The sequence below is a fragment of the Pseudomonas sp. 18-147 genome (assembly GCF_051048045.1).
Lineage (GTDB): Bacteria > Pseudomonadota > Gammaproteobacteria > Pseudomonadales > Pseudomonadaceae > Pseudomonas > Pseudomonas aeruginosa.
This window is the reverse complement of sequence record NZ_CP182296.1, coordinates 580,845-605,494: the sequence shown is the minus strand read 5'-3', so window position 1 is coordinate 605,494 and position 24,650 is coordinate 580,845. Positions and strand designations below refer to the sequence as shown.

The following is a 24,650-nucleotide window of genomic DNA, read 5'->3' as shown; positions in this document are numbered from 1 at the left end:
AGGCCAGGATGCAGCGGATCGCAGGCATGAAAAAGCCCGCCGAAGGGCGGGCTCTTTCTCACCTGGGGAACGGGCCGCCAGCGGCCCGTGCCATCAGTAACCGAGGGCGAAATCTTCCTCGGCCATCTCCATCAGGTTGTTGGCGCCGGACAGCATGGCGGCGACGTGGGCGCGGGTACGCGGCAGGATGCGCTGGAAGTAGAAGCGCGCGGTCTGCAGCTTGGCCTTGTAGAAGGCTTCCTCGCCGGTGCCGGCGGCCAGCTTCTCGGCGGCCAGGCGCGCCATGTCGGCCCAGAAGTAGGCCAGGCAGGCGTAGCCGGAGTACATCAGGTAGTCCACCGAAGCGGCGCCGACTTCCTCGCGATCCTTCATGGCGGCCATGCCGACCTTCATGGTCAGGTCGCCCCACTCCTTGTTCAGCTGTGCCAGCGGAGCGACGAATTCCTTGACGGCTTCGTTGGCTTCGTTGGCCTGGCAGAACTTGTGCACGATCTTGGTGAAGCCCTTCAGCGCCTCGCCCTGGGTCATCAGCACCTTGCGACCCAGCAGGTCGAGGGCCTGAACGCCGGTAGTGCCTTCGTACAGCATCGAGATGCGGCTGTCGCGGACGTTCTGCTCCATGCCGTGCTCGGCGATGAAACCGTGGCCGCCGAAGATCTGCACGCCGTGGTTGGCGGACTCGAAGCCGACTTCGGTCATGAACGCCTTGGCGATCGGCGTGAGGAAGGCCAGCATCGAGTCGGCGGCTTTCTTCTGCTCTTCGTCCTGGCTGCGCTGGACGATGTCGACCTGCTTGGCGGCGAAGTACAGCATCGCGCGGTTGCCTTCGGCGAAGGCCTTCATGGTCAGCAGCATGCGGCGCACGTCAGGATGCACGATGATCGGGTCGGCGGGCTTCTCGGGCGCCTTCGGACCGGTCAGCGAGCGCATCTGCAGACGCTCGCGAGCATAGGCGATGCCGCCCTGGAAACCGACTTCGGCATGGGCCAGGCCTTGCAGCGCGGTACCCAGGCGAGCGGTGTTCATGAAGGTGAACATGCAGTTCAGGCCCTTGTTCGGCGGGCCGATCAGGAAGCCGGTGGCGGCGTCGAAGTTCATCACGCAGGTGGCGTTGCCGTGGATGCCCATCTTGTGCTCGATGGAACCGCAGGAAACCGCGTTGCGCTCGCCGGCGTTGCCTTCGGCGTTGGGCAGGAACTTCGGCACGATGAACAGCGAGATGCCCTTGGTGCCCTGCGGGGCGTCGGGCAGGCGGGCCAGGACGATATGGACGATGTTGTCGGCCATGTCGTGCTCGCCGGCGGAGATGAAGATCTTGGTGCCGGTGACCTTGTAGCTACCGTCGGCCTGCGGCTCGGCCTTGGTGCGCAGCATGCCCAGGTCGGTGCCGCAGTGCGGCTCGGTCAGGCACATGGTGCCGGTCCACTCGCCGGAGACCAGCTTGGTCAGGTAGGTTGCCTGCTGCTCGGCGGTGCCGTGGGCATGCAGGGTGTTCATGGCGCCGTGGGACAGGCCCGGGTACATGCCCCAGGACCAGTTGGCCTGGCCGACCATCTCGCTGATGGCCAGGCCGAGGGATTCCGGCAGACCCTGGCCGCCGTGCTCGACGTCATGGGCCAGGCTCGGCCAACCGCCTTCGACGAACTGCTGGTAGGCCTCCTTGAAGCCGGTCGGGGTCTTCACGCCGTCGGCGCTCCAGGTGCAGCCTTCCAGGTCGCCGACACGGTTCAGCGGAGCGATCACCTGTTCGCAGAACTTCGCACCTTCCTCGAGGATGGCGTTGACCATGTCGGGAGTCGCGTCTTCGGCGCCCGGCAGGCTCTGGTAGTGCGCTTCGTAGCCCAGCAGCTCGTCGCGAACGAAACGGATATCACGCAAGGGGGCCTTGTAATCAGGCATAGCAGTCAACCTCTACGAAGGGTTCTGGTTAATCGGCGACCGGACGGATGTCCAGAGTCTGCGGTCGCAGTGCGGGATCGCTCCCGGTCGCCTTGCCGGACGCACTCATGCGTCCCGACTCTCAAACAGGCGTTTGAAACATACGTTTACGCCAATCCCTTGTCAAGCATCCGAACCGACCGCTCGGTCATGCCCGAAATCACTGGCAGCCACGTCCTTCCAAAGCACTTTCGTCTCTCTCAGTAAAGCCCATGGCGAAGCGCCCGGCAGGCTTCAGGGGCCGCCGGGTGACAGTCGGAAAAGGAAGGGTCGGGGCGGCCGCTGCCGGCCGCCAGGAAGTCAGGCGTGGGTATCGATCAGGGTACCGAGGGTCTCGTCGGCTACCTCGATGACCCGGGCGCCGCTCTGCGCCTCGAGCTTGCCGCGGGTCAGTTCGACCATCTGCTCGGCCTGGGCCGAACGGGCCTCCACGGTATTGCGGGCGATCTCGCTGCCGGCCTGGGCGACGCGGGCGCTGCCCGACTGCACCGCGTTGAGGCCACTGACGAAAGCGTTGCCGGAAATTTCCACCCTCTACTCCTGGGGACGCGCATGCGCCACTGCGATAGCAAGTGGCTTCTATTCAAGCAGACTTGGCCGGCGCTGGGTACCGCCCGTTGGTTATGGACGGCCCGCTGTTTATAGCCCGATACCCAGGGGCCGCAGGTCGAGGTGTGCGGCCACGGCCGCGGGAGTGGCTTCCTCCAGGCGCGGTACCCGACCCAGACAGGGCGCCGGCAGGCGTTCGGCGAGGGTCGCCAGGTTCTCTTCCAGGCGCGAGGTAGCCGGGTCGACGACGTTGGCCACCCAGCCGGCCAGCGCCAGGCCGTCGCCCAGGATCGCCTCGGCGCTGAGCAGCGCATGGTTGATACAGCCCAGGCGCACGCCGACCACCAGCACCACCGGCAGCGCCAGCAGGCGCGCCAGGTCGGACAGGTTCTCGCGGCCCAGCAACGGCACGCGCCATCCGCCGGCGCCCTCCACCAGGGTGAAGTCGGCCTGTAGCGCCAGCACCTCGCGCACCGCCTCGTGCAAGCGTGCGGCGCTCAGTTCGACGCCAGCCTCGCGCGCCGCCAGGTGCGGGGCGATGGCCGGTGCGAAGGCCAGCGGGTTGACCTGCTCGTAGGCCAGCGCCAGCGAGCACTGGCCGAGCAACACCAACGCGTCGCTATTGCGCAGGCCTTGCGCCGTGGGCTCGCAGCCGGAGGCCACCGGCTTCGCCGCGGCGGTGCTCAGGCCGGCACTCCGGGCCGCGTGGAGCAGGCCGGCGGCGATGGTGGTCTTGCCGATCTCGGTGTCGGTACCGGTGACGAAGAACGCCGGCATGGTTCAGGAATCCTTGCGCAGCACGCCGAAGACGACGCGGTAGGTAGCGGGCAGCCCCTCGGGCTGGCGGAAACGCTCGTAGGCGGCGACCAGCGCGCGGATGCGCTGGCGCCCGGTCAGGCCGTCGGGCCGCCCGGGGTTGAGGTTGTGCGCGCCCAGCGCCTTGAGTTCGTGGGTCAGGCTGCGCAGATCGGGGAAATGCAGGAGCCGGTCCTCGTGGCGCAGGGTCAGCGGCAGCAGGTCGCTGCCGGCCGCGTGTTGCAGGTAGTCGGCGAAGGCGCGGAAGCGATTGACGTGGACGAAGCCGTCCACCACCCGCCAACTGTCGCGCAACTCGCCCAGGGTACCGACGCACAGGCTGCTGAACGCCAGCACGCCGCCCGGCCGCAGGACCCGCCGCGCCTCGGCCAGGACCGCCGGGAGGTCGGCGCACCACTGGATGGCCAGGCTGGAGAACAGCAGGTCGCAACTGCCGTCGCGCAACGGCAGCCTCTCGGCGTCGCCGCCGATGAAATGGCTGGCGCCGCCGCGCGCGCGGGCATGCCGCAGCATGCCTTCGGCGATATCCACGGCCAGGCCCTCGGCCGCACCGAAGCGTCGTTCCAGGGCCCGGCTGAAATAACCGGTGCCGCAGCCGAGATCGACCCAGCGGCGCGGCGAGAAGCCTTCCGGCAATGCCGACAGCAGGCTCTCACCGACGCCGCGCTGGAGTTCGGCCACCGCGTCGTAGCTGGCCGCCGCGCGGGAAAACGACGCGGCGACCTGGCGCTTGTCGGGCAGCGCGGCAACGCCATGGGGCGCCAGCAGCGGCGAGGAATCGTCAGGCATCGTCACCCTCGCGAAGGAATCTCAGGATTGCGCCGGCCACCTCGTCCGGGCATTCCAGCGGCAGGCCGTGACTGGCCGCCAGGGTCGAGACCTCGACGTCCGGCAGCCACTCGAGCAGGGCCTCGGCGGCGGCCAGCGGCACCAGCGCATCGGCTTCGGCGAACAGGTGCAATTGCGGCCCGCGGAAGTTTTCCAGGGCGGCCCGGGTATCCAGTTGGCCGAGCAACTGCAGGCCGGCGACCAGCGCCTCGCGCTCCAGTTGCGGCAGCGCCACCTGCAGTTGCCGCGCCAGGGTCCGAGGGTCGCGCGCACCCTGGCTGACCAGCAGGGTGAAACGCTTGCGGGTCAGGTGCGGTTCGAGCAGGAAAGCCTCGAAGAAGTCCTCGAAGGTTTCCGCCGGCATCGCGTTCGGCCAGTCCTCGCGCACGCGGAAGCACGGATTGCTGGCCAGGGTCAGCAGTCCCCGGCAATCGTCGCCGCGGCGCGCCGCCAGTTCGCCGGCGAGCATGCCTCCCAGCGACCAGCCGGCCAGCCAGCTATCGCGCGGCAGGTTATCGTCGAGTTCGTCGAGCCAGTCGGCGGCGTCGTCCAGCGACGGCAGCGGCTCGATCAACACGTTCAGGTGCGGCTCGCGCTCGTGCAGCGCGTCGCGCAGCGGTTCCAGCGGTGCGCTGCCCAGGCCCCAGCCCGGCAACAGGATCAGGTGGTCACGCATCGTCTCCCTCCTCGGCTTCGATCTCTGCCAGAAGGCTAGACGACAGCTGTCGCCAGCTTTCGCCGAGGGCTTCGAGCAAGCGGTCGACCTGCGCTTCGCTGTGCGCGGCGGACAGCGTGACGCGCAGCCGCGCGCTGTTGGCCGGCACGGTTGGCGGGCGGATCGCGCCGACCATGATGCCACGGGCTCGAAGCATGCCGGCCAGGGCCACGGCCTGGCGGCTGCCGCCGACCAGGATCGGCTGGATCGGCGTGAAGCTGTCCATCAGGGTCAGGCCAAGCGCCTCGGCGCCATGGCGGAAACGGGCGATCAGCGCCGCCAGGTGTTGCCGCCGCCAGCTTTCGCGGCGCAGCAGCTCCAGGCTCTTCAGGGTGGCGCAGGCCACCGCTGGCGGCTGGCTGGTGGTGTAGATGTAGGGCCGGGCGTACTGAATCAGGGTCTCGATCAGTTCCTCGCTGCCCGCTACGAAGGCGCCGGCGGTACCGAAACCCTTGCCGAGGGTGCCGATCAGCAGCGGCACCTGCTCCTGGCCGAGGCCGAAATGTTCGACGATCCCGCCGCCGCTGGCGCCCAGCGGGCCGAAGCCATGCGCGTCGTCGACCATCAGCCAGGCGCCGCGGGCCTGCGCGACGGCGGCCAGGGCCGGCAGGTCGGCGAGATTGCCGTCCATGCTGAAGACCCCGTCGGTGACCACCAGGGTATTGCCCTCGGCCTTGTCCAGGCGCGCGGCGAGGCTTGCCGGGTCGTTGTGCAGGTAGCGCGAGAAACGCGCGCCGGAGAGCAATCCGGCATCCAGCAGCGAAGCGTGGTTGAGGCGGTCCTCCAGCACCGTGTCGCCCTTGCCGACCAGCGCGGTCACCGCGCCGAGATTGGCCATGTAGCCGGTGGAGAACAGCAGCGCACGGGGCCGCCCGGTGAATTCGGCGAGGGCCAGCTCCAGTTCGTGGTGCGGGCCGCTGTGGCCGACCACCAGGTGCGAGGCGCCACCGCCCACGCCCCAGCGCTCGGCGCCGGCGCGCAGCGCGGCGATCACCTCGGGATGGTTGGCCAGGCCGAGGTAGTCGTTGGAACAGAAGGCCAGAAGCGGCTGGCCGTCGACCACGACGTCCGGGCCCTGGGCCGACTCCAGCAGCGGCCGCTGGCGGTAGAGGTCTTCCGCGCGCCGGCTGGCGAGGCGGGAAGCGAGATCGAAGGACATGGCAGGTCGCTCGTGTTGCTGGACGGACGCAGGCGCACCCGTCCACGCAGGGCCGACATCAGCGGCTGCAACGAAGGGACGGCGGCACCCTCCCTTCCAGTATGGTCAGGCGGAAGCGGCGTTATAGAACAGCTTCGATTCGCGTTGTTCCACCAACGCCTGCTCGATGGCGGCCTGGTGCACTTCGTCGGCGTGCTCTTCGCGCTCTTCCGGCTTGATGCCGAGACGGGCGAACAACTGCATGTCCTTTTCGGCCTGCGGGTTCTTCGTGGTCAGCAGCTTTTCGCCGTAGAAGATCGAGTTGGCCCCGGCCATGAAGGCCAGCGCCTGCATCTGCTCGTTCATCTGCTCGCGGCCGGCGGACAGGCGCACGTGGGACTTCGGCATCATGATCCGGGCCACCGCCAGGGTGCGGATGAAGTCGAAGGGATCGACGTCCTTCTCTTCCGCCAGGGGCGTGCCCTTGACCTTCACCAGCATGTTGATCGGCACCGACTCCGGGTGCTCCGGCAGGTTCGCCAGTTGGATCAGCAGGCCGGCGCGGTCGTCCACCGACTCGCCCATGCCGAGGATGCCGCCGGAGCAGATCTTCATCCCCGCCTCGCGCACGTAGGCCAGGGTCTGCAGGCGCTCGCTGTAGGTGCGGGTGGTGATGATGTTGCCGTAGAACTCCGGCGAGGTATCCAGGTTGTGGTTGTAGTAGTCGAGGCCGGCGTCCGCCAGCGCCTGGGTCTGTTCCTGGGTCAGGCGACCGAGGGTCATGCAGGTCTCCAGGCCGAGCTTCTTCACGCCCTTGACCATCTCCAGGACGTAGGGCATGTCCTTGGCCGACGGGTGCTTCCAGGCAGCGCCCATGCAGAAGCGGGTCGAACCGATGGCCTTGGCCTCGGCCGCCGCCTCGAGGACCTTCTGCACCTCCATCAGCTTCTCCTTGTCCAGGCCGGTGTTGTAGTGGCCGGACTGCGGGCAGTACTTGCAGTCCTCGGGACAGGCGCCGGTCTTGATCGACAGCAGCGTCGAGACCTGCACGCGGTTCGGGTCGAAGTGCGCGCGATGCACCGTCTGCGCCTGGAACAGCAGGTCGTTGAACGGTTGCTCGAACAGGGCACGGACTTCGGCGAGGGACCAGTCGTGACGGGTGGCGACGGAAGCGGTTGCACTCATGGGGAAGATTCCTTCGACGCTTGTATGGCGCCTTTTGTCGGGGAGCCCCGGCACGCCGGGGGTCAGGCTCAAGGGCATCATAAGTGGCTGTATGACGCTGTCAACCCAACCCAGGACACAGGGCTACATCTGATCAATATTTGATCACCCATATAGAAGCCAGCAGTCATCGACTGCTCCAATCGGCCTCGTCCTCTATGTGGCACTCGGCTCCCTAGAAGAAACGGCGCAACTACCTCGGAAAACTACAAGTAATGCTTAGGATATTCCCTACAAGAAATAGGAAATATCTTATTTATATATTCCCTGGCAGGTTTCTAACATGGAGAAACATTGAATCTCTTGCCACCCTAGCGGTGCGCAACGAAAACAAGTTATCCAGACTTGAACCATGAACGCAACCAACCACCCTAAATATAGCCATTCAAAGCGCAGCGGAAGTATAACGAAAAATATATTCGACCCTTCCGACCAACCACTTTCCAAAACACGATACGGGTTTCATTCGGGCACATTCAGGAATATGAATGGAAAGCGCCTCTTCCAGGTCCGAAGTTGGCTTCGGATGGTTCTTGCATCGATATTCGCCTGGCTGTGCATGTCCGCCCATGCCGATCTCTCGTTCGACGGCCAGAACCGTTTCGTGATGAAAGGCAAGCGCCTGCCGATCACGCTGGTCAACGAGGGCAAGGAGCCGGCCCTGGCGGAAATCTCCCTGGATTGGGGTACCGACGGCAAGGGGCAGGCGCTGCCCTTCGCCGTGTCCAGGCCGCTGCTCCGCCTGGGCGCCGGCCAGCGGGCCAAGGTGGAGGTGCTCTACCAGGGCCAGGGCCTGCCCACCGACCGCGAGACCTACCTGCTGTTGAGCGTGCTGGACGTGCCGCACGCGCCCAGTACTCCCGAGACCCTGCAGATCGCCCTACGCCATCGCTTCAAGCTGTTCTATCGGCCGCCCCTGGAAGCCACCATCGAGCAGGCGAACGAGGGCGTGACGTGGACGCTCGGCACCAGCGGCAATCCGAAGGCACACAATCCTTCGCCCTACCACATCACCTTCAGCCAGTTGGAGTTCCTCGACGCATCGGAGCGGAGCTGCGGCGAAGCCATCGAACACCTGATGCTGGCGCCCTTCTCCAATCACCAGTTCGACATCGCCGCCTGCCATCCCGACAAAGTGCGTTACGCGATCGTCAGCGACGGAGGGAACCTCCACCCTTATCACGGCGCATTGAAATCAGGCGTAGAGACCAACGCCAAACACCCATGAGGCCCGGAATACACCATGAATGCAATTACCCGAACACTACTTGTGGGAATGCTGGTTGCGTTGGCGCAGAAAGGTTATGCGCTGACCTGCGAAAGAGCGGACAACAAGGCAACGATCGACTATGTCAACATCGACACGAGCATCGCCGTGCCTTCGGCTCTGCCCAAGGACACCGTGCTCTGGCGCTCTCCAACCTACGATTTCTCCGTCAGGTGTTACCAGGAGCGCGAAAACACCGGACCTGAGGACGTCTATTTCTATCTCAGTCCGGACGGCCAGGGCGCATTGGGCTCGGACTTGGAGGTGGGCATCAACCTGAACGGCGAGGACCTCCGTTGTTCCTCGCTCCCCGGCTGCCGGCAGAAGATAGGCATGCATTTCGATGGTTGCTGGACAGGAGGACGGGGGGGATGCGAAGGCATGGCTCAGACCAAGCAGGTCCGTTTCCAGATCTTCCTCTCCAAACTCGCCGCCCCCACTCCCGGCAAGGAAGGTCCCATCACGGGCGTAAACTCCTACGCACTGTTCCAGTTCGATGGAGTGGGAGGCATCAACAACCTGGGGGGCCGGAACCTACGTATGTATGCCCTTGGCATGAACAACCTCCGCTACGTCGCCTGCACCTCCACGCTAAGCATTTCTCCAAAGACCCTCAACTTCCAGATACTGCAATCGCAATTTGCCGCACAGAATCTGGTCATCAAAGAACTTCCCTTCAGCATCACCGCCAATAAGAGCTGCAACAGCGCCTATGGCCTGAACGCTATGTTCATTCCCGCCAGCAATACCACCCTGTCGAGCACGGATACGTTGCTGGCCAAGGACAATCCAACAGTGGGCATCAGGCTCCTCAATGAGGATCGCAGCGTCATCAGTATCGGTAAGGAGTTCGAGTTCATTCCCTACGCCCCAACCCAGACGACGGTGACGAAGAACTTTCTCGCCCAACTGAGGTGGATGACGAGCAGACCCATTCTAGGCCCGTTCAACGCCACCGCCGCGATAGAGGTCTATTACAAGTGACCGCTAGGCCGCACCTGCAACAGGCGCGGCATGCTCTGCAAAAACAAGAATCGATTAACAACCTGCAGAAGAACCCCATGAATGCCTTCATCCGTTACATGCTTGTCGCAATGCTGCTCGTCCTGTCGCAGAAAAGCTTCGCCTTGATGTGCTGGAAATCGGACAACAAGCAAACCGAAGATTATGTCTACATCGATACGAGCATCGCTGTTCCATCGGTCCTCCCCAAGGACACCGTACTCTGGCGGTCTCCGAACTACTCCATATCGATCACTTGCTTCCAGGATCGCGACTGGGGGCCAGAGCAGGTCTATTTCTACCTGAGTCCAACCGGTCAGGGCGCGCTGGGTTCGGACCTGGAGGTGGGCATCAACCTGAACGGCGAAGACCTGCGCTGCTCGACACTCGACAAGTGCCGAAAGGAGATCGGCATGCACTTCGATGGTTGCTGGACGGGACGAGGTTGCGAAGGCAGGTCGAAGAAGATGACCGTCAACTTCAACTTCTTTCTCTCCAAGCGGGCAGGTCCCAGTACCGGTAAGGAAGGTCCTATCACAGGGGTAAACGCCTACCCGATTTTCCAGTTCGATGGCGAGAGCGCTATCAATAACATAGGGGGGTACAACTTCCGCATGACCCTCCACGGCTTGAATAACCTTCGCTACGTCGCCTGCGCGTCCACAATCAGCCTTTCTCCGAAAACCGTCGACTTCCAAAGCCTGCAGGCCTATTTCGCCAGCCGGGACCAGATACTCAAGGAACTTCCGTTCAGCGTCACCGCCAATAAGAACTGCAGCAGCGCCTATGGCCTGAACGCGATGTTCCTCCCCTCCGGCAACACCTCCCTGTGGGGTTCGGACACTCTTTTGGATAACAACAACAAGTCCGTGGGAATCCGACTTCTCAAGCAGGAAGACCGCAGCATCATCGATATCGGCAAGGAGTTCGTACTGGTGCCCAATAGCCAGAACCAATTGGTGGTCATAAGAAACTTCCTCGCCCAGGTGAGGTGGATGACGGGCACTCCAACGCCAGGCCCCTTCAACGCCACCGCCGCGATAGAGGTCTACTACAAGTGACCGCCCGGGGCCGCTTCGCAGACCGAAGCGGCCCGGTATCGACGACTCAGCGCAGGAAGAAGTGCTGGAGTCGTTGCACTTGCCAGTTGTAACGGCGACGCGCCTCGAGACCTTCCTCCAGGCTGACGGCGACGAAACGCGCCTTCTGGTTCGGTTGCATCTGCGCCAGCCGGTTCAGGTCGGGGCTGATCACCGTGCCCAGCGTGGCATATCCCCCACCGGACACCGCATCACGATGCAGGACGATGGGTTCGAGCCCGCCCGGTACCTGGATCGAGCCGATGGGATAGCAGGCGTCGACGATGTTGGACGGGTCCGAGCCTGCGCCGAATGGCTGTTCGCGCGGCTCGAACCGGAGCGCCGTGCCGCCCTTGAAGCGGTAGCCGGTGCGGTCCGCCTCCGAACCGACGGTCCAGGTCTCGGCGAAGAAACGCTCGACCGCGTCGGGGGTCAGGCGATGGACGTAGAGTCCGGGAACCACCCGCAAGCTCACCTCGCCGCCGACCTCCACCTGCAGCGAACGCGGCAGCGCCAAGCCCTCCACGGCAGAGGGCGAGGCAGGCCCCAGAGGCAGCAGGTCGCCCTCCGCCAGCCGTCGTCCCTGCAAGCCACCGATCGCCCCCAGACCGTAGGTCGAACGACTGCCCAGCACCTCGGGTACCGCGATGCCGCCGTCGATGGCGAGATAGCCACGGGCGCCGGCACGGATGAAATCGAACCCCAGGACCTGGCCGGCGCGAACCCGGAAGGAAGTATCCAGCGGCATCTCCGCGCCCTCCAGGCGAGGCGTCATGCGCGCCCCGCACACGGCCACCAAGGCGTCGCGCTGGAACTCCAGCTGCGGCCCCAGCAGCGCGCACTCCAACACGGCGGCGGTCGGTGCGTTGCCCACCAGCAAGTTGGCAGCGCGCAGGGCATACTGGTCGAGCGCGCCGGACGGCGGGATGCCCAGGTGATAGTGGCCTTCGCGGCCGGCGTCCTGCACCGAGGTGGCGAGGCCGGGCTTGAGCACCTTAATCGACATACAGCACCTCCTGCAGATGTTGCGTGCAGCCTCGCGGATCGGCAAGGAACGCGTCGAGATCGAAACTCACCGGACGGATGCGCAGGTCGAATGTGCCCGCTTCGACTTCGGCCGCCATGCGCTCGTACTCGGTCCGCTCGATGGGGCGGAACTGGACGATGTCGCCAGCGCGGAAGAACACCATCGATTCCTCGAGATAGGGCAAGCCCTGGCGGGGATCGAAGATCGGCGCCGGAGTCACGCCGAACATCTGGTAGCCGCCGGCACCGCGCACCGAATAGATGCAGCCGAAGCAACCGCCGTGGCCGAGGGTCAGCTTCGGCGTGTCGATGCGCGGACGCAGGTACTTGGGCACCTGCAACTGCCGTTCGCGCTCGACCATCTGGTACATGAACGGCAGGCCGGCGACGAAACCGACCATCGAGACGAACCACGGCGTGCCGCTGTGCGCCTGGATGAACGCCTGCACGTCGGCGTAGCCGTTGATCCGCGCGGCGTACTCGAGGTCGGTGGAGTCCGGGTCCTGGTGACGGTCGCGGAAGCGCATCAGGGTCTCGTGGGTCCAGGGATCGTTGTACAACACCGGCACTTCGACGATACGCGTCTCGATGCTGCGCGCGGCGACCGCCTCGGCTTCCAGGCCGCGCACGGTCTCCAGCAGCGCCTGCGGGGCCAGCCGGTCGGGGTCGAAGCGAACCTGGAACGAGGCGTTGGCCAGGCACACGTCGAGCACCCCGGGCAATTGCAGGGTCTCGATGGCGCGGGTAATCGCCATGCCGCGGAAGAAGGCTTCCAGCGACATGGACTCGGCGACCTCGGCGAACAGGTGCTCGTCGCCGCCGAAGCTGTAGCGGATGTTGGCATGCATCTCAAACCTCCTGCGCGGCGGCGGTCCGCTCGGCGAGCCAGGTTTCCAGGGTAGCGGTATCGAACTGCGCGGCCTGTACCCGCGCATCGGCGAGCAGCCAGCGATGTAGCGGCAGGGTAGTGGCCATGCCGGCCAGCACGGTGCGCTCCAGCGCCTGGCGCGCGCGGGCGAACGCTTCGTCGCGGTCGCGACCATGGACGATCAGCTTGGCCAGCAACGAATCGTAATACGGCGGCACCCGGTAGCCGGGATACAGGTGGCTGTCCACTCGCACGCCCTCGCCCTGCGGCCATTCCAGGCGCTCCACGGTGCCGGGGCTGGGGAAGAAATTGCGCGCCGGGTCTTCGGCGTTGATCCGCATCTCCAGCGCCGCGCCGTTCAGGCGAATGTCCTCCTGGCGCCAGGGCAGCGCCTCGCCGGCGGCGATGCGCAGCATGGCCTGGACCAGGTCGATGCCGGTGACCATCTCGCTGACCGGATGCTCGACCTGGATACGGGTGTTCATCTCGATGAAGAAGAACTCGCCGCTGTGCGCGTCGAACAGGTATTCCAGGGTGCCCGCGCCACGATAGCCGAGACTCTGCGCCAGGCGCACCGCGCTCTCGCAGAGGGCCTGGCGCTGCGCGCCGTCCAGCGCCGCCGAAGGTGCCTCCTCGAAGACCTTCTGGCGCCGCCGCTGCAGCGAGCATTCGCGTTCGAACAGATGCACCGCGCGCTCGCCATCGCCGAGGATCTGCACTTCGATGTGCCGCGCCTGGCGGATGAAGCGCTCCAGGTACACCGCCGGCGAACCGAAGGCGGCCTGCGCCTCGCGCTGGGCGATGGGGAATTCCCGACGCAGCTCGTCGGCGTCGTGGGCGATACGGATGCCACGCCCGCCGCCGCCGGCGGAGGCCTTGACCAGCAGCGGATAGCCGACCTCTTCGGCGCAAGCCAGCGCCGCGTCGAGGTCGCCCAGTTCGCCGGGCGAGCCCGGCACCACCGGCACCCCGGCGGCCATCGCGGTACGCCGCGCCTCGGCCTTGTCGCCCATGCGGCGGATGGTCTGCGCCTCCGGACCGACGAAGACCAGGCCGGCCGCCTGCACCGCTTCGGCGAAGGCGGGGTTCTCGGAGAGGAAACCGTAGCCGGGATGGATCGAGTCGGCACCGGTTTCCCGCGCCGCCATGAGAATCGCCTCGATATCCAGGTAGCTCCGGTCGGCCCGCGCAGGGCCGATCAGGCGTACCTCATCGGCCAGCCGCGCGGCCAGCGAATCGCGATCCGCCTCGCTGCACACCGCTACCGTGGGAATGCCCAGTGCCTGCGCGGCGCGGATGATGCGCACGGCGATCTCGCCGCGATTGGCCACCAGCAGCTTGTTCAGTCGCTTGTGCATGGCATCTTCCTCAGGTAGCGCTGGCGATCACCGCCAGCACCTGGCCCGGCTCGATGGCCTCGCCATCTTCCACGTGGAACGCCTGGAGTATGCCGGCCTGCCCGGCCTGCACTTCGGAAAACTGCTTCATCACCTCGATCAGCCCGATCACGCTGCCGGCCTCGACCGCCTGCCCGACCTCCGCGTAGGGCGGCGCGTCGGGGCTGGCCTTGCGATAGAAGGTGCCGGGCAAGGGGGACTGCACGTTATGTTCGGCCATGACGAATCCTCATTATTCGAACGTTGTAGGAAATGGCAGAAAAGCTTGTCGCGAGGCTCGCCGAGGCGAGCGGCGCTCAACGCGGCGCCTTGATGCGGATGCCGGCGCCCTCCAGGCGCGCACGGGTGCTGGCGACCAGCTCCAGGGCACCGGGGGTATCGCTGTGGATGCACACCGAGTCGAAGGCGATGTCGAGGTCCTCGCCCTCGACGGTGCGCACCTTGCCCTCGCGGCAGGCGCGCAGGACCTTGTCGGCGACCTGCTGCGGATCGAGGGCAGCGACCCGCCGGGTGAAGACGATGGAGCCGCTGCGGTCGTAGTCGCGGTCGGCGTAGAACTCGCGCACCAGCGGCTGGCCCAGTTCCCGGCCGATGCGCCAGGTGGCCGAACCGGGCATGCAATAGAGCAGCAGTTCCGGTTCCAGGCGTTGCAGGGTCTCGACGAACAGGCGCGCGGCGACCTCGTCCCGCGCCAGGTGCATGTAGAGCGCGCCGTGGGGCTTGACGTGTTGCAGCGACAGGCCCTGCAGCCGGGCGAATTCGCGCAGTGCGCCAAGCTGGTAGAGCATGTCGTTGACCAGCTCGATGGCCGGCGCGGCGATGTGCCGACGCCCGAAGCCGACCAGGTCGCGGAAGCCCGGATGGGCGCCGATGGCCACGCCATGCTCGGCGGCCATCTCCACGGTGCGGCGCATGCTGCTCGGGTCGCCGGCATGGAAACCGGTGGCGATGTTGGCGCTGCTGATCAGCGGCATGATCGCCGCGTCCACGCCATCGCCGATGGTCCATGGGCCGAAGCCTTCGCCCATGTCGGAATTGAGGTCGACTTCAGTCATTGCCCGCAGGCCTCATCTGTCTTGTTGTTGGATGGAGCCACGGTAAAAGCCGGGAAAGGTATTGGGTAGATTTATTATTCGATAGACTGGTTTCTGAAAAACAGATACCTCCTCCGGATGCTCCCCATGGCCCTGACCCTCCGCCAGGTTCGCTACTTCATCGCCACCGCCGAGTTCGGCCAGATATCCCAGGCCGCCATCCACCTGAACATCTCGCAGTCGGCGGTGACCAGCGCGATCCAGGAACTGGAAAGCATGCTCGGCGTCGCCCTGTTCACCCGCACGGCCCAGGGCATGAACCTGACCGACAGCGGCCGGCACTTCCTCAACCACGCCTATTCGATCCAGCGCAGCGTCGACGACGCGCTCAACAGCCCGCAACCGGACACCCGGGTCGAAGGCACCCTGAAGGTCGCCGCCAGCTATACCGTGATGGGCTATTTCCTCCCCCACCACCTGCAACGCCTGGCGCAGTGGTACCCGGAACTGGAGCTGCAACTGTTCGAGGACGAGCGCGCCAGCATCGAGCGCGGCCTCCTCGACGGTCGCTACGACATCGCCGTGCTGCTCACCGGCAATCTCACCGAGCCCGGGATCGCCGCCGAAACCCTGTTCAACTCCGAGCGCCGGTTGTGGCTGCCCAGCCGCCATCCGCTGGGCGAGAAGGCCGACCTGGGCCTTGCCGACGTGGCCGGCGAGCCCTACATCATGCTCACCGTCGACGAGGCCGGGCAGAGCGCGCTGCGCTACTGGCAACAGAGCGGACACCGGCCACAGGTGATCCTCCATACCAGTTCGGTGGAAGCGGTGCGCAGCATGGTCGCCAACGGCTCCGGCGTGGCCATCCTCTCCGACCTGGTGTACCGGCCCTGGTCGCTGGAAGGCAAACGCATCGAGACGCTATCGCTGGTCGACCCGGTGCCGTCGATGAGCGTCGGCCTGGCCTGGCGCCGCGACACCGAAGCGAGCGCCGGGATGCGCGCGTTCCGCGAATACTTCCGCCAGTCGTTCCTCGCTCCGCAGCAAAGCAGCAGCCGGCGCTGAACCCGGCGGCTAATCTCTGATCCAACGCTGGGAACACTCAGGACAGGACACTCATGGGTACAGAAGGCTTTTTCGACGGACTGGGCGAGATGCTGGGCAGGGCGATCCGCTTCGTGGTGGACCTGCTCTCCGGCCTGCTGGGCGGCATCTGGGACGCCATGGACGACTTCCTCCACGGCCTGGCCAGGGCCATCGGCATGGACGCATCGCTGTTCAGCTTCGTCTTCCTGGTGCTCGGCCTGTTGCTGCTCTACAGCGGTATACGCGCCTTCATGCGCCGCTCGATAGTCGGCGGGGTGATCTGGACGGTGCTCGGCCTGATCGTCATGAGCTGGCTCATCCACTGATCCACGCGTCGGCCGTTTCCGCAAGGAGCGAAGGAAGGTTTCGGTTATCCACAGGCGAGTTCCGAACCCGCTGGCAACGGCTGGTCGGCGGCGCGCGCCTGCGGTTGCATGGTGCGACATCCGCCAGGAAGTCCCGCCATGTCGTTCCCGCTTCGTCCTCTCACTCGCTGGCTTTTGCCGCCGCCGGCCTGCCTGCTCTGCGCCGCCCGCAGCGACCAGCCGCCCCGCCCACTGTGCCGCGCCTGTGCCGCCGACCTGCCCTGGTCGCGCCAGCAGTGCCGGCGCTGCGCCCTGCCCCTGCCGCTGGACGGCCAGGTGTGCGGCGAGTGCCTGCGCCGCCCGCCGGCCTATGAACAGGCGATCGCGCCCTGGCGCTACGCCTTTCCGCTCGACAGCCTGATCAACCGCTTCAAGCACCAGGCGGCCTGGCCGCTGGGGCGGCTGCTCGGCGAGTTGCTGGCGGAACACCTGCGGCAACGCTACGCCGAAGGCCTGCCGCGCCCGGCACGCCTGCTGCCGGTCCCGCTGGCGCCTCGGCGCGAACGTCGTCGCGGCTTCAACCAGGCGCAACAGCTCGCCGAGCAACTGGCTGGCGAGCTGGACCTGCGCTGCGATCCGCACAGCCTGCGGCGAGTGCTGGATACTCCGGCCCAGCAGGGGCTGGACGCGACGGTGCGGCGGCGCAACCTGCGCCACGCCTTCGCCCTGGCGCCCGCCAGCGATGTTCGCGGGCTGCACCTGGCACTGGTGGACGACGTGCTCACCACCGGGGCCACCGCCGAGCGCCTTTCCCGCCTGTTGCGCCGGGCGGGCGCCGCGCGGGTCGACGTCTACTGCCTGGCGCGCACGCCGAAGCCCGGCTGAGCTGGGCTAAACTGCCGCGCAACCGATACGGGAGAGGATCCATGCGCGCACTGCTGGTCGCGGCCTGCCTGTTGCTCGGCGGTTGCAGCCATTTCGCCGAAGACGACTGGCTGGGCGAAGACAAGGCCCTGCATTTCGCCAGTTCCGCGGCCCTTGCCGCGGCGGGCATGCAGATGGCCCACGACCGCGGCCTGCGCGGCGCTCGCCAGGCACGCTTCGGCCTGAGCGTCTCGCTCGCCTTCGGCGTCGGCAAGGAGTTCTACGACAGCCGTTCCGCCGGCAGCGGCTGGAGCTGGAAGGACCTCGCCTGGGACCTGGCCGGCGCCGCCGCCGGCTACGGTCTCTACCAGGCCGCCGAGTGACGCCCTTGCGTTTTGCCCATGGCTGTTGGAGCCTTCGCCGTATACGTCCGCTCATAGCGAAGCCTCCATGTCCGCACTCTCCACTCTCGCCCAGCACGTCACCCGTCGCCCGCAACGCATCGCCCTGCTCGCGCAGATCGCCGAACTGGGCTCCATCACCCGTGCGGCGAAGGCCGTGGGCATCAGCTACAAGGGCGCCTGGGACGCTATCGACGAACTGAACAACCTGGCCGAGCGTCCGCTGGTCGAGCGTAGCGTCGGCGGCAAGGGCGGCGGCGGCGCCCGGCTGACCGCCGAGGGCGAACGCCTGCTGGCTCTCTACCGGCGCCTGGAAGCCTTGCAAGCGCAGGTGTTGCAGGCCGCGGAAGACGCCGAGGACCTCAACCTGATCGGCCGCCTGATGCTCCGCACCAGCGCACGCAACCAATTGCACGGGCGGGTCCTGTCGATCCATGGCGAAGGCTTCCACGACCGCATCGCCATCGAGCTGCCAGGCCAGCAACGCATCGAGGCGCTGATCACCCGCGCCAGCACCGAGCAACTCGAACTCGGTCGCGGCCGCCCGGTACTGGCACTGATCAAGGCCGGCTGGCTGGACGTCGGGCTGGAACCGCGCGAGGACCAGCCGAACCAGTTGCACGGCACCCTGGAGGAAATCCTCGCGGCCAAGGCCGGTCCCAGCGAGGTGCGCATCGCCCTGGGCAGCGGTCTTACCCTCTGCGCGCTGCTGTCCGGCGAACGCCTGGCCAGCCTGGGGCTGAAGAAGGGCCAGAAGGTGATCGCCTCCTTCGATCCAGCCCAGGTCCTGCTCGGCACGCCGCTGTGAACCTGCCGGCCCGCGCCGGCTTGCGTACACTAGGGGTCTTTCGAGCCTTGGATGCCCCGTCATGTCCCATCCCTTCGACCAACTGACCCCCGACCTCGTCCTGGATGCCGTGGAAAGCCTCGGCTATCTCAGCGACGCACGGGTGCTGGCGCTCAACAGCTACGAAAACCGCGTGTACCAGGTCGGCATCGAGGACGGCGAGCCGCTGATCGCCAAGTTCTACCGACCGGACCGCTGGAGCGACGCGGCGATCCGCGAGGAGCACGCCTTCTCCGCCGAACTGGCGGAATGCGAGGTGCCGGTGGTGGCGCCGCTGTCGCGCGACGGCGAAAGCCTGTTCGCATTCTCCGGCTTCCGCTTCGCCCTGTTCCCGCGGCGCGGCGGGCGCGCGCCCGAGCCGGGCAATCTCGACCAGCTCTACCGCCTCGGCCAGTTGCTCGGCCGCCTGCACGCGGTCGGCGCCACGCGGCCGTTCGAGCACCGCGAGGCGCTCGCTGTGGATAACTTCGGCCACGCCTCGCTGGCCACCCTGCTGGAAGGCAATTTCATCCCCAGGAGCCTGCTGCCGGCCTACGAGTCGGTCGCCCGCGACCTGCTGAAACGCCTCGACGCCCTGTTCGCCGAGGTGCCCTACCAGCCGATCCGCCTGCACGGCGACTGCCATCCGGGCAACCTGCTGTGCCGCGACGAGGTCTACCACATGGTCGATCTCGACGACTGCCGCATGGGCCCGGCCCTCCAGGACCTGTGGATGATGCTCGCCGGCGAGCGCCACGAACGCCTGGCGCAGATTGCCGAACTGGTCGACGGCTACAACGAGTTCCACGACTTCGACCCGCGCCAGCTACCGCTGCTCGAAGGCCTGCGCAGCCTCCGCCTGATGCACTACAGCGCCTGGCTCGCGCGGCGCTGGGACGACCCGGCGTTCCCGCCGAGCTTCCCCTGGTTCGGCAGCGAACGTTACTGGGGCGAGCAGGTGCTGGTGCTGCGCGAACAACTGGCGGCGCTGGACGAGGAACCGCTGCGGCTGTTCTGAGCCTCCTGCGGACGGGGCGAATGGCGCGCGGCGCTATCCGTCCCGCCGCGGGGCAGGCGAGGGAACGGCAAGTGTGCCGGTGCTTTTCCGCGGGAACTGTGCGCAGACAAGCTCGCCACCCCCCTACTAGAATTCACAGGTCATCCGCGCGTGCATACCGTGCACGGCCATTCTTACCTGCCTGACGTTTCAAGGATTCTCCATGGCGACCGCCAACCTCCGTCGGGGCTATGTCCTCGGCCTGACGGCTTATGTGATCTGGGGACTGTTCCCGCTCTACTTCAAACTGCTCGAACGCATTCCCGCGGTGGAAATCATCGTCCAGCGCGCGGTCTGGTCGGCCCTGTTCGGCGCCGTCCTGCTGCTGTTCTGGAAGCACCCGGGCTGGTGGCGCGAGCTGCGCCAGAATCCGCAGCGCTTCGTCGTGCTGGCCGCCAGCGGACTGCTGATCGCCAGCAACTGGATGACCTATGTCTGGGCGGTGAACAACGGCCACATGCTGGAAGCCAGCCTGGGCTACTACATCAATCCGCTGATCAACGTGATGCTCGGCATGTTGCTGCTCAAGGAACGCCTGCGTCCCCTGCAATGGCTGGCGGTGGCCCTGGCTTCGCTGGGCGTGGCGCAGCAGGTCTGGCAACTCGGCAGCCTGCCCTGGGTGTCGCTGGTGCTGGCCCTGACCTTCGGCTTCTACGGCCTGATCCGCAAAAAGGCGCCGGTCGCCGCGCTGCCCGGACTGGTGGTGGAAACCTGGCTGCTGCTGCCGCTGGCGCTGGTCTGGTTGCTGTTTTTCGCCGACGGGCCGACCAGCGAAACGGCTTTCTGGAGCACCCCGGAAGCCCTGTGGGTGGTCGCCGCGGGCCCGGTGACGCTGGTTCCGCTGGTCTGCTTCAACGCTGCGGCAAGGCACCTGCCCTACGCCACCCTGGGCTTCCTGCAATACCTGGCGCCGACGCTGGTCCTGCTACAGGCGATCCTGCTGTTCGGCGAGCATCTGGACTCCAGCCGCCTGACCGCCTTCGCTTTCATCTGGCTCGCCCTGGCCGTCTACAGCTTCGACGCCTGGCGCAGCCTGCGCCGCCTTCCCCAGCCGGGCTGACGTTATCCCCAGGCTTGCGGAACTCCGCAAGCCTGGCGAAAAAACACGCACTCCTTCCTATCCCCCGCCAATACTGACGCTCAGCGACCCACCCCAGGCTTTTCCACAGGATCATGCACGCACTTTGTGCATATACCTGCCTTCTCCTCTCCGCAGGCACGTGGATAACTCTTCGGAAGAGGCCCTGCAAAGCGCCTGATCAGTCTTTGAGCATACCGCTGCATGCAAGGCTTACCAAGGGTTACAACGATATACACAAGGCTTATCCACAAATCTGCCCAAGGCTTTTGTGAGCAACTGTGGATGAACCGGAAAGCCATCGATCAAAAAACGTACGGATACCTGTAATACCGATGAATAAAGGCCTGCATGGATTTTTCCCCGGCTTACCCACAGACTGCTCCACGTTATTTGTGCACAGGGGCAACGATAGCGGCGAAGGTTAATCCACAAGCAAAAGCGCAAGAGAGGCTGCTCAGAAAACGATCAAACCCTTGTATCGCCCATGGATAAAGGCCTGCAAGGTTATCCACACAGAATACCCACAGGCTGGTCCACCTGGTTTGGGAATAACCGCAACGCAGCTGGTCAAAAAACGCGCTACGACCTCCAAGCCTCGCGGCGCCTGGGCTTCAGGGTTTCACCCAAGGCTTTTCCACAGGCCCGTCCCCGGCTTTCCTGAACAACTTCAGGACGCGTCCAGCACCAACTCCACCATCAGGTCGTCGGCCAGGTCTTCCAGTCGCTCGCGCAGGGTGTCCAGCGACAGGGGCAGCGGCACCGCCAGCAGCGCATCGGCATGGAACAGCGGTTCGCTGCTCATCGGCGCCGGGCGCACTTCGGTGGACAGGCTCTCCAGGTTCACCCCGTGCTCGGCCAGCAGCCGGGTGATGTCACGCACGATACCGGGGCGGTCGTTGCCCACCAGGTCGAGGTGGATAGGCTTCCAGTTGCATACCGGCTCGATCCCGCTTTCCGCCAGGAGCACGCGGATACCGTGGCTGGACAGGCCCTGTAGCCCTTCCACCAGTTCGTCGTAGCCTTCCGCCGGCACGGCCACCCGCAGTATCCCGGCGAACTGCCCGGCCATCCGCGACATGCGGCTTTCCAGCCAGTTGCCGCCGTGGGAGGCGATGCATTGGGCGATGCGCTCGACCAGGCCGGGATGGTCGGTGGCGATCACGGTCAGGACCAGGTGATCCATGAGCTTGCCTCCTGCTGGGACGAATGGGAGTTCAGAGCTGCAGCCAGTAAGTGTAGAACTGTTCGTCACGGACATAGCCGAGGCGCTCGTAGAGCGACTGCCCGGCGTGGTTGGTCTTCGCCGTCTCCAGTTGCAGGCCGCAGGCGCCCATGCTTTCGGCGAAACCCCGGGCCTGGTTCATCAGGGCCTCGCCGACACCCCGGCGACGCGCCTCCGGGCGGACGTAGAGATCGCTGAGCAGCCACGAAGGTCGTAGCGCCAGGGAGGCGAACAGCGGATAGAGTTGGACGAAGCCCAGCGCCCGCGCCTCGGCATCCCTGGCCAGGAACAGGGTCGAATCGCCCTGGCGCAGGCGCTCGGCGAGGAATGCGCGAACCTGCTCTTCCGGCGCCGGCACTTCGTAGAAGTCGAGGTAGGCGGAAAACAGCGGAACCAGGTCGGCGAGATCGGCGAGGGATGCGGCATGGACGGGCATGGCGAGGCTCCTGGGGCGATTCCGGGAGTATAGGCAAGGCGCTCGCAGCGCAGTGAAACATCCTGCGACGCCGCGCCGCAGTTGGGCTCGCGATAAATCGTGTACTGTTTTTAGATTTATCTGGAACAAAGTACAGTTTTTTTGCGAACATTGAGCCTGGCCAACGTGACCGTGAAGCGTCATCCAGTCGTAACGCGACGCGTAACCACTGATTTTTCCCGCGGCATCATGTAGTATGCCGCGGCTCGGACTACAAGGCCGTGCGGCCCGGGTCCAGAGCTGGTCTAGAGCAGAGTGAGGCAAACAATGACTGAACGCGTTCAAGTCGGTGGCCTGCAGGTCGCCAAAGTCCTGTTCGACTTCGTGAACAACGAAGCCATCCCCGGAACCGGCGTCTCTGCCGACACGTTCTGGACCGGTGCGGAGGCCGTGATCAACGACCTGGCGCCGAAGAATAAAGCCCTGCTCGCCAAGCGCGACGAACTCCAGGCCAAGATCGACGGCTGGCACCAGGCTCGCGCCGGCCAGGCCCACGACGCAGCTGCCTACAAGGCCTTCCTCGAGGAAATCGGCTACCTGCTGCCCGAGGCGGAAGACTTCCAGGCCGGCACCCAGAACGTCGACGACGAGATCGCCCGCATGGCCGGCCCGCAGCTGGTGGTGCCGGTGATGAATGCGCGCTTCGCCCTCAACGCCTCCAACGCCCGCTGGGGCTCGCTGTACGACGCACTCTACGGCACCGACGTGATCAGCGAAGAAGGCGGCGCCGAGAAAGGCAAGGGCTACAACAAGGTTCGCGGCGACAAGGTCATCGCCTTCGCTCGCGCCTTCCTCGACGAGGCCGCGCCGCTGGAGTCCGGCTCCCATGTCGACGCCACTTCCTACAGCGTGAAGAACGGCGCGCTGGTCGTCGCGCTGAAGAACGGCAGCGAAACCGGCCTGAAGAATGCTGGCCAGTTCCTCGCCTTCCAGGGCGACGCCGCCAAGCCGCAAGCGGTACTGCTCAAGCACAACGGCCTGCACTTCGAAATCCAGATCGACCCGAGCAGCCCGGTCGGCCAGACCGATGCCGCAGGCGTGAAGGACGTGCTGATGGAAGCCGCCCTCACCACCATCATGGACTGCGAGGACTCGGTCGCCGCGGTCGACGCCGACGACAAGGTAGTGATCTACCGCAACTGGCTGGGCCTGATGAAAGGCGACCTGGCCGAGGAAGTCAGCAAGGGCGGCAGCACCTTCACCCGCACCATGAACCCGGACCGCGTCTACACCAGGGCCGACGGTTCCGAACTGACCCTGCACGGCCGCTCGCTGCTGTTCGTGCGCAACGTCGGCCACCTGATGACCAACGATGCGATCCTCGACAAGGACGGCAACGAAGTGCCGGAAGGCATCCAGGACGGTCTGTTCACCAGCCTGATCGCCATTCATGACCTGAACGGCAACACCAGCCGCAAGAACAGCCGCACCGGCAGCGTGTATATCGTCAAGCCGAAGATGCACGGTCCGGAAGAAGCCGCCTTCACCAACGAGCTGTTCGGCCGCGTCGAGGACGTCCTCGGCCTGCCGCGCAACACCCTGAAGGTCGGCATCATGGACGAGGAGCGCCGCACCACCGTGAACCTGAAGGCCTGCATCAAGGCGGCCAAGGATCGCGTGGTGTTCATCAACACCGGCTTCCTCGACCGCACCGGCGACGAGATCCACACCTCCATGGAAGCCGGCGCCGTGGTGCGCAAGGGCGCCATGAAGTCGGAGAAGTGGATCGGCGCCTACGAGAACAACAACGTCGACGTCGGCCTGGCCACCGGCCTGCAAGGCAAGGCGCAGATCGGCAAGGGCATGTGGGCCATGCCCGACCTGATGGCCGCCATGCTCGAGCAGAAGATCGGCCATCCGCTGGCCGGCGCCAACACCGCCTGGGTCCCGTCGCCGACCGCCGCGACCCTGCACGCCCTGCATTACCACAAGGTCGACGTGTTCGCCCGCCAGGCCGAGCTGGCCAAGCGCACCCCGGCCTCGGTGGACGACATCCTGACCATTCCGCTGGCGCCGAACACCAACTGGACCGCGGAAGAGATCAAGAACGAGGTGGACAACAACGCCCAGGGCATCCTCGGCTATGTCGTCCGCTGGATCGACCAGGGCGTCGGCTGCTCCAAGGTGCCGGACATCAACGACGTCGGTCTGATGGAAGACCGCGCCACCCTGCGCATCTCCAGCCAACTGCTGGCCAACTGGCTGCGTCACGGCGTGATCAGCCAGGAGCAGGTGGTCGAGAGCCTCAAGCGCATGGCCGTGGTGGTCGACCGGCAGAACGCCAGCGACCCGTCCTACCGGCCGATGGCGCCGAACTTCGACGACAACGTCGCGTTCCAGGCCGCCCTGGAGCTGGTGGTGGAAGGCACCCGGCAGCCGAACGGCTATACCGAGCCGGTCCTGCATCGCCGCCGCCGTGAGTTCAAGGCGAAGAACGGGCTGTAGGCCGTTC

At 65.8% G+C, this 24,650-nt stretch carries 25 protein-coding genes; 11 read left to right on the top strand and 14 right to left on the bottom strand.

Annotated elements, in window-relative coordinates:
* Positions 1 to 93: 93 nt before the first annotated feature.
* The 7 genes from ACM0M4_RS02755 to bioB form a co-directional block, all read right to left on the bottom strand.
* Entirely contained in the window at positions 94 to 1,899 is a 1,806-nt protein-coding gene (locus ACM0M4_RS02755; protein ID WP_003084842.1) for a phenylacyl-CoA dehydrogenase, read from the bottom strand.
* Between the two features lie 339 nt (positions 1,900 to 2,238).
* Complete coding sequence (locus tag ACM0M4_RS02750) at positions 2,239 to 2,469, bottom strand: hypothetical protein (protein ID WP_003113246.1); 231 nt, start codon at positions 2,467 to 2,469, stop codon at positions 2,239 to 2,241.
* Positions 2,470 to 2,577: 108 nt separating this feature from the next.
* Positions 2,578 to 3,264, bottom strand: a complete 687-nt coding sequence (gene bioD, locus ACM0M4_RS02745; protein ID WP_054375857.1) for a dethiobiotin synthase — start codon at positions 3,262 to 3,264, stop codon at positions 2,578 to 2,580.
* Between the two features lie 3 nt (positions 3,265 to 3,267).
* On the bottom strand, positions 3,268 to 4,092 hold the full coding sequence (gene bioC / locus ACM0M4_RS02740) for a malonyl-ACP O-methyltransferase BioC (RefSeq protein ID WP_014602415.1): 825 nt from the start codon (positions 4,090 to 4,092) through the stop codon (positions 3,268 to 3,270).
* The gene (locus ACM0M4_RS02735; protein ID WP_003103332.1) at positions 4,085 to 4,807 is read right to left on the bottom strand and encodes an alpha/beta fold hydrolase; all 723 of its coding nucleotides are present in this window, start codon (positions 4,805 to 4,807) and stop codon (positions 4,085 to 4,087) included. The genes bioC and ACM0M4_RS02735 overlap by 8 nt, the downstream gene beginning before the upstream one ends.
* On the bottom strand, positions 4,800 to 6,005 hold the full coding sequence (gene bioF, locus ACM0M4_RS02730; protein WP_054375858.1) for an 8-amino-7-oxononanoate synthase: 1,206 nt from the start codon (positions 6,003 to 6,005) through the stop codon (positions 4,800 to 4,802). The genes ACM0M4_RS02735 and bioF overlap by 8 nt, the downstream gene beginning before the upstream one ends.
* A gap of 105 nt (positions 6,006 to 6,110) precedes the next feature.
* On the bottom strand, positions 6,111 to 7,169 hold the full coding sequence (bioB, locus tag ACM0M4_RS02725; RefSeq protein ID WP_003103330.1) for a biotin synthase BioB: 1,059 nt from the start codon (positions 7,167 to 7,169) through the stop codon (positions 6,111 to 6,113).
* 565 nt (positions 7,170 to 7,734) lie between these two features.
* Between bioB and ACM0M4_RS02720 the strand changes: the two genes are divergently transcribed.
* From ACM0M4_RS02720 to ACM0M4_RS02710, 3 genes are all read left to right on the top strand, one after another.
* Positions 7,735 to 8,436, top strand: a complete 702-nt coding sequence (locus ACM0M4_RS02720; protein ID WP_031653096.1) for a fimbrial biogenesis chaperone — start codon at positions 7,735 to 7,737, stop codon at positions 8,434 to 8,436.
* Between the two features lie 15 nt (positions 8,437 to 8,451).
* Positions 8,452 to 9,459, top strand: a complete 1,008-nt coding sequence (locus ACM0M4_RS02715; RefSeq protein ID WP_003118851.1) for a fimbrial protein — start codon at positions 8,452 to 8,454, stop codon at positions 9,457 to 9,459.
* A 77-nt stretch (positions 9,460 to 9,536) separates the two neighbouring features.
* Entirely contained in the window at positions 9,537 to 10,538 is a 1,002-nt protein-coding gene (locus tag ACM0M4_RS02710; RefSeq protein ID WP_115288948.1) for a fimbrial protein, read from the top strand.
* Between the two features lie 46 nt (positions 10,539 to 10,584).
* Here the strand turns inward: ACM0M4_RS02710 and ACM0M4_RS02705 are convergent, their stop codons facing one another.
* From ACM0M4_RS02705 to ACM0M4_RS02685, 5 genes are all read right to left on the bottom strand, one after another.
* On the bottom strand, positions 10,585 to 11,562 hold the full coding sequence (locus ACM0M4_RS02705) for a biotin-dependent carboxyltransferase family protein (RefSeq protein ID WP_003084819.1): 978 nt from the start codon (positions 11,560 to 11,562) through the stop codon (positions 10,585 to 10,587).
* Complete coding sequence (locus ACM0M4_RS02700) at positions 11,552 to 12,430, bottom strand: 5-oxoprolinase subunit B family protein (protein ID WP_023081616.1); 879 nt, start codon at positions 12,428 to 12,430, stop codon at positions 11,552 to 11,554. The genes ACM0M4_RS02705 and ACM0M4_RS02700 overlap by 11 nt, the downstream gene beginning before the upstream one ends.
* Before the next feature lies 1 nt (position 12,431).
* Positions 12,432 to 13,808, bottom strand: a complete 1,377-nt coding sequence (locus ACM0M4_RS02695) for an acetyl-CoA carboxylase biotin carboxylase subunit (RefSeq protein ID WP_003113254.1) — start codon at positions 13,806 to 13,808, stop codon at positions 12,432 to 12,434.
* Between the two features lie 10 nt (positions 13,809 to 13,818).
* Positions 13,819 to 14,067, bottom strand: a complete 249-nt coding sequence (locus tag ACM0M4_RS02690) for an acetyl-CoA carboxylase (RefSeq protein ID WP_003084813.1) — start codon at positions 14,065 to 14,067, stop codon at positions 13,819 to 13,821.
* A gap of 76 nt (positions 14,068 to 14,143) precedes the next feature.
* Positions 14,144 to 14,902, bottom strand: a complete 759-nt coding sequence (locus ACM0M4_RS02685; RefSeq protein WP_003103315.1) for a 5-oxoprolinase subunit PxpA — start codon at positions 14,900 to 14,902, stop codon at positions 14,144 to 14,146.
* Between the two features lie 117 nt (positions 14,903 to 15,019).
* On the opposite strand from ACM0M4_RS02685, the gene ACM0M4_RS02680 reads away from it, so the two are divergent.
* The 7 genes from ACM0M4_RS02680 (at position 15,020) to rarD (ending at position 20,480) form a co-directional block, all read left to right on the top strand.
* Positions 15,020 to 15,946: a LysR family transcriptional regulator gene (locus ACM0M4_RS02680; protein WP_003121790.1), complete on the top strand. Its 927-nt coding sequence runs from the start codon at positions 15,020 to 15,022 to the stop codon at positions 15,944 to 15,946.
* 53 nt (positions 15,947 to 15,999) lie between these two features.
* Entirely contained in the window at positions 16,000 to 16,293 is a 294-nt protein-coding gene (locus ACM0M4_RS02675) for a hypothetical protein (RefSeq protein WP_003113255.1), read from the top strand.
* 138 nt (positions 16,294 to 16,431) lie between these two features.
* Positions 16,432 to 17,157 carry a ComF family protein gene (locus ACM0M4_RS02670; RefSeq protein WP_031629267.1) on the top strand — a complete coding sequence of 242 codons (726 nt, stop codon included), beginning with the start codon at positions 16,432 to 16,434 and terminating at the stop codon, positions 17,155 to 17,157.
* 41 nt (positions 17,158 to 17,198) lie between these two features.
* Complete coding sequence (locus ACM0M4_RS02665) at positions 17,199 to 17,519, top strand: YfiM family lipoprotein (protein ID WP_003117926.1); 321 nt, start codon at positions 17,199 to 17,201, stop codon at positions 17,517 to 17,519.
* Between the two features lie 67 nt (positions 17,520 to 17,586).
* A complete protein-coding gene (locus ACM0M4_RS02660) occupies positions 17,587 to 18,345 on the top strand; it encodes a TOBE domain-containing protein (RefSeq protein WP_003084796.1) in 759 nt (252 codons plus the stop codon).
* A gap of 61 nt (positions 18,346 to 18,406) precedes the next feature.
* Positions 18,407 to 19,381: a serine/threonine protein kinase gene (locus ACM0M4_RS02655; protein ID WP_003084794.1), complete on the top strand. Its 975-nt coding sequence runs from the start codon at positions 18,407 to 18,409 to the stop codon at positions 19,379 to 19,381.
* A 202-nt stretch (positions 19,382 to 19,583) separates the two neighbouring features.
* Positions 19,584 to 20,480, top strand: a complete 897-nt coding sequence (gene rarD, locus ACM0M4_RS02650; RefSeq protein ID WP_003103301.1) for an EamA family transporter RarD — start codon at positions 19,584 to 19,586, stop codon at positions 20,478 to 20,480.
* Between the two features lie 688 nt (positions 20,481 to 21,168).
* Here rarD and ACM0M4_RS02645 read toward each other — a convergent pair.
* On the bottom strand, positions 21,169 to 21,684 hold the full coding sequence (locus ACM0M4_RS02645; RefSeq protein ID WP_115288947.1) for a glycine cleavage system protein R: 516 nt from the start codon (positions 21,682 to 21,684) through the stop codon (positions 21,169 to 21,171).
* 31 nt (positions 21,685 to 21,715) lie between these two features.
* On the bottom strand, positions 21,716 to 22,159 hold the full coding sequence (locus ACM0M4_RS02640; protein WP_003105215.1) for a GNAT family N-acetyltransferase: 444 nt from the start codon (positions 22,157 to 22,159) through the stop codon (positions 21,716 to 21,718).
* Positions 22,160 to 22,465: 306 nt separating this feature from the next.
* Here ACM0M4_RS02640 and ACM0M4_RS02635 point away from each other — a divergent pair, with 306 nt between their 5' ends.
* Positions 22,466 to 24,643, top strand: coding sequence for a malate synthase G (locus tag ACM0M4_RS02635; protein WP_003105217.1), 2,178 nt, complete (start codon positions 22,466 to 22,468; stop codon positions 24,641 to 24,643).
* Positions 24,644 to 24,650: the final 7 nt, after the last annotated feature.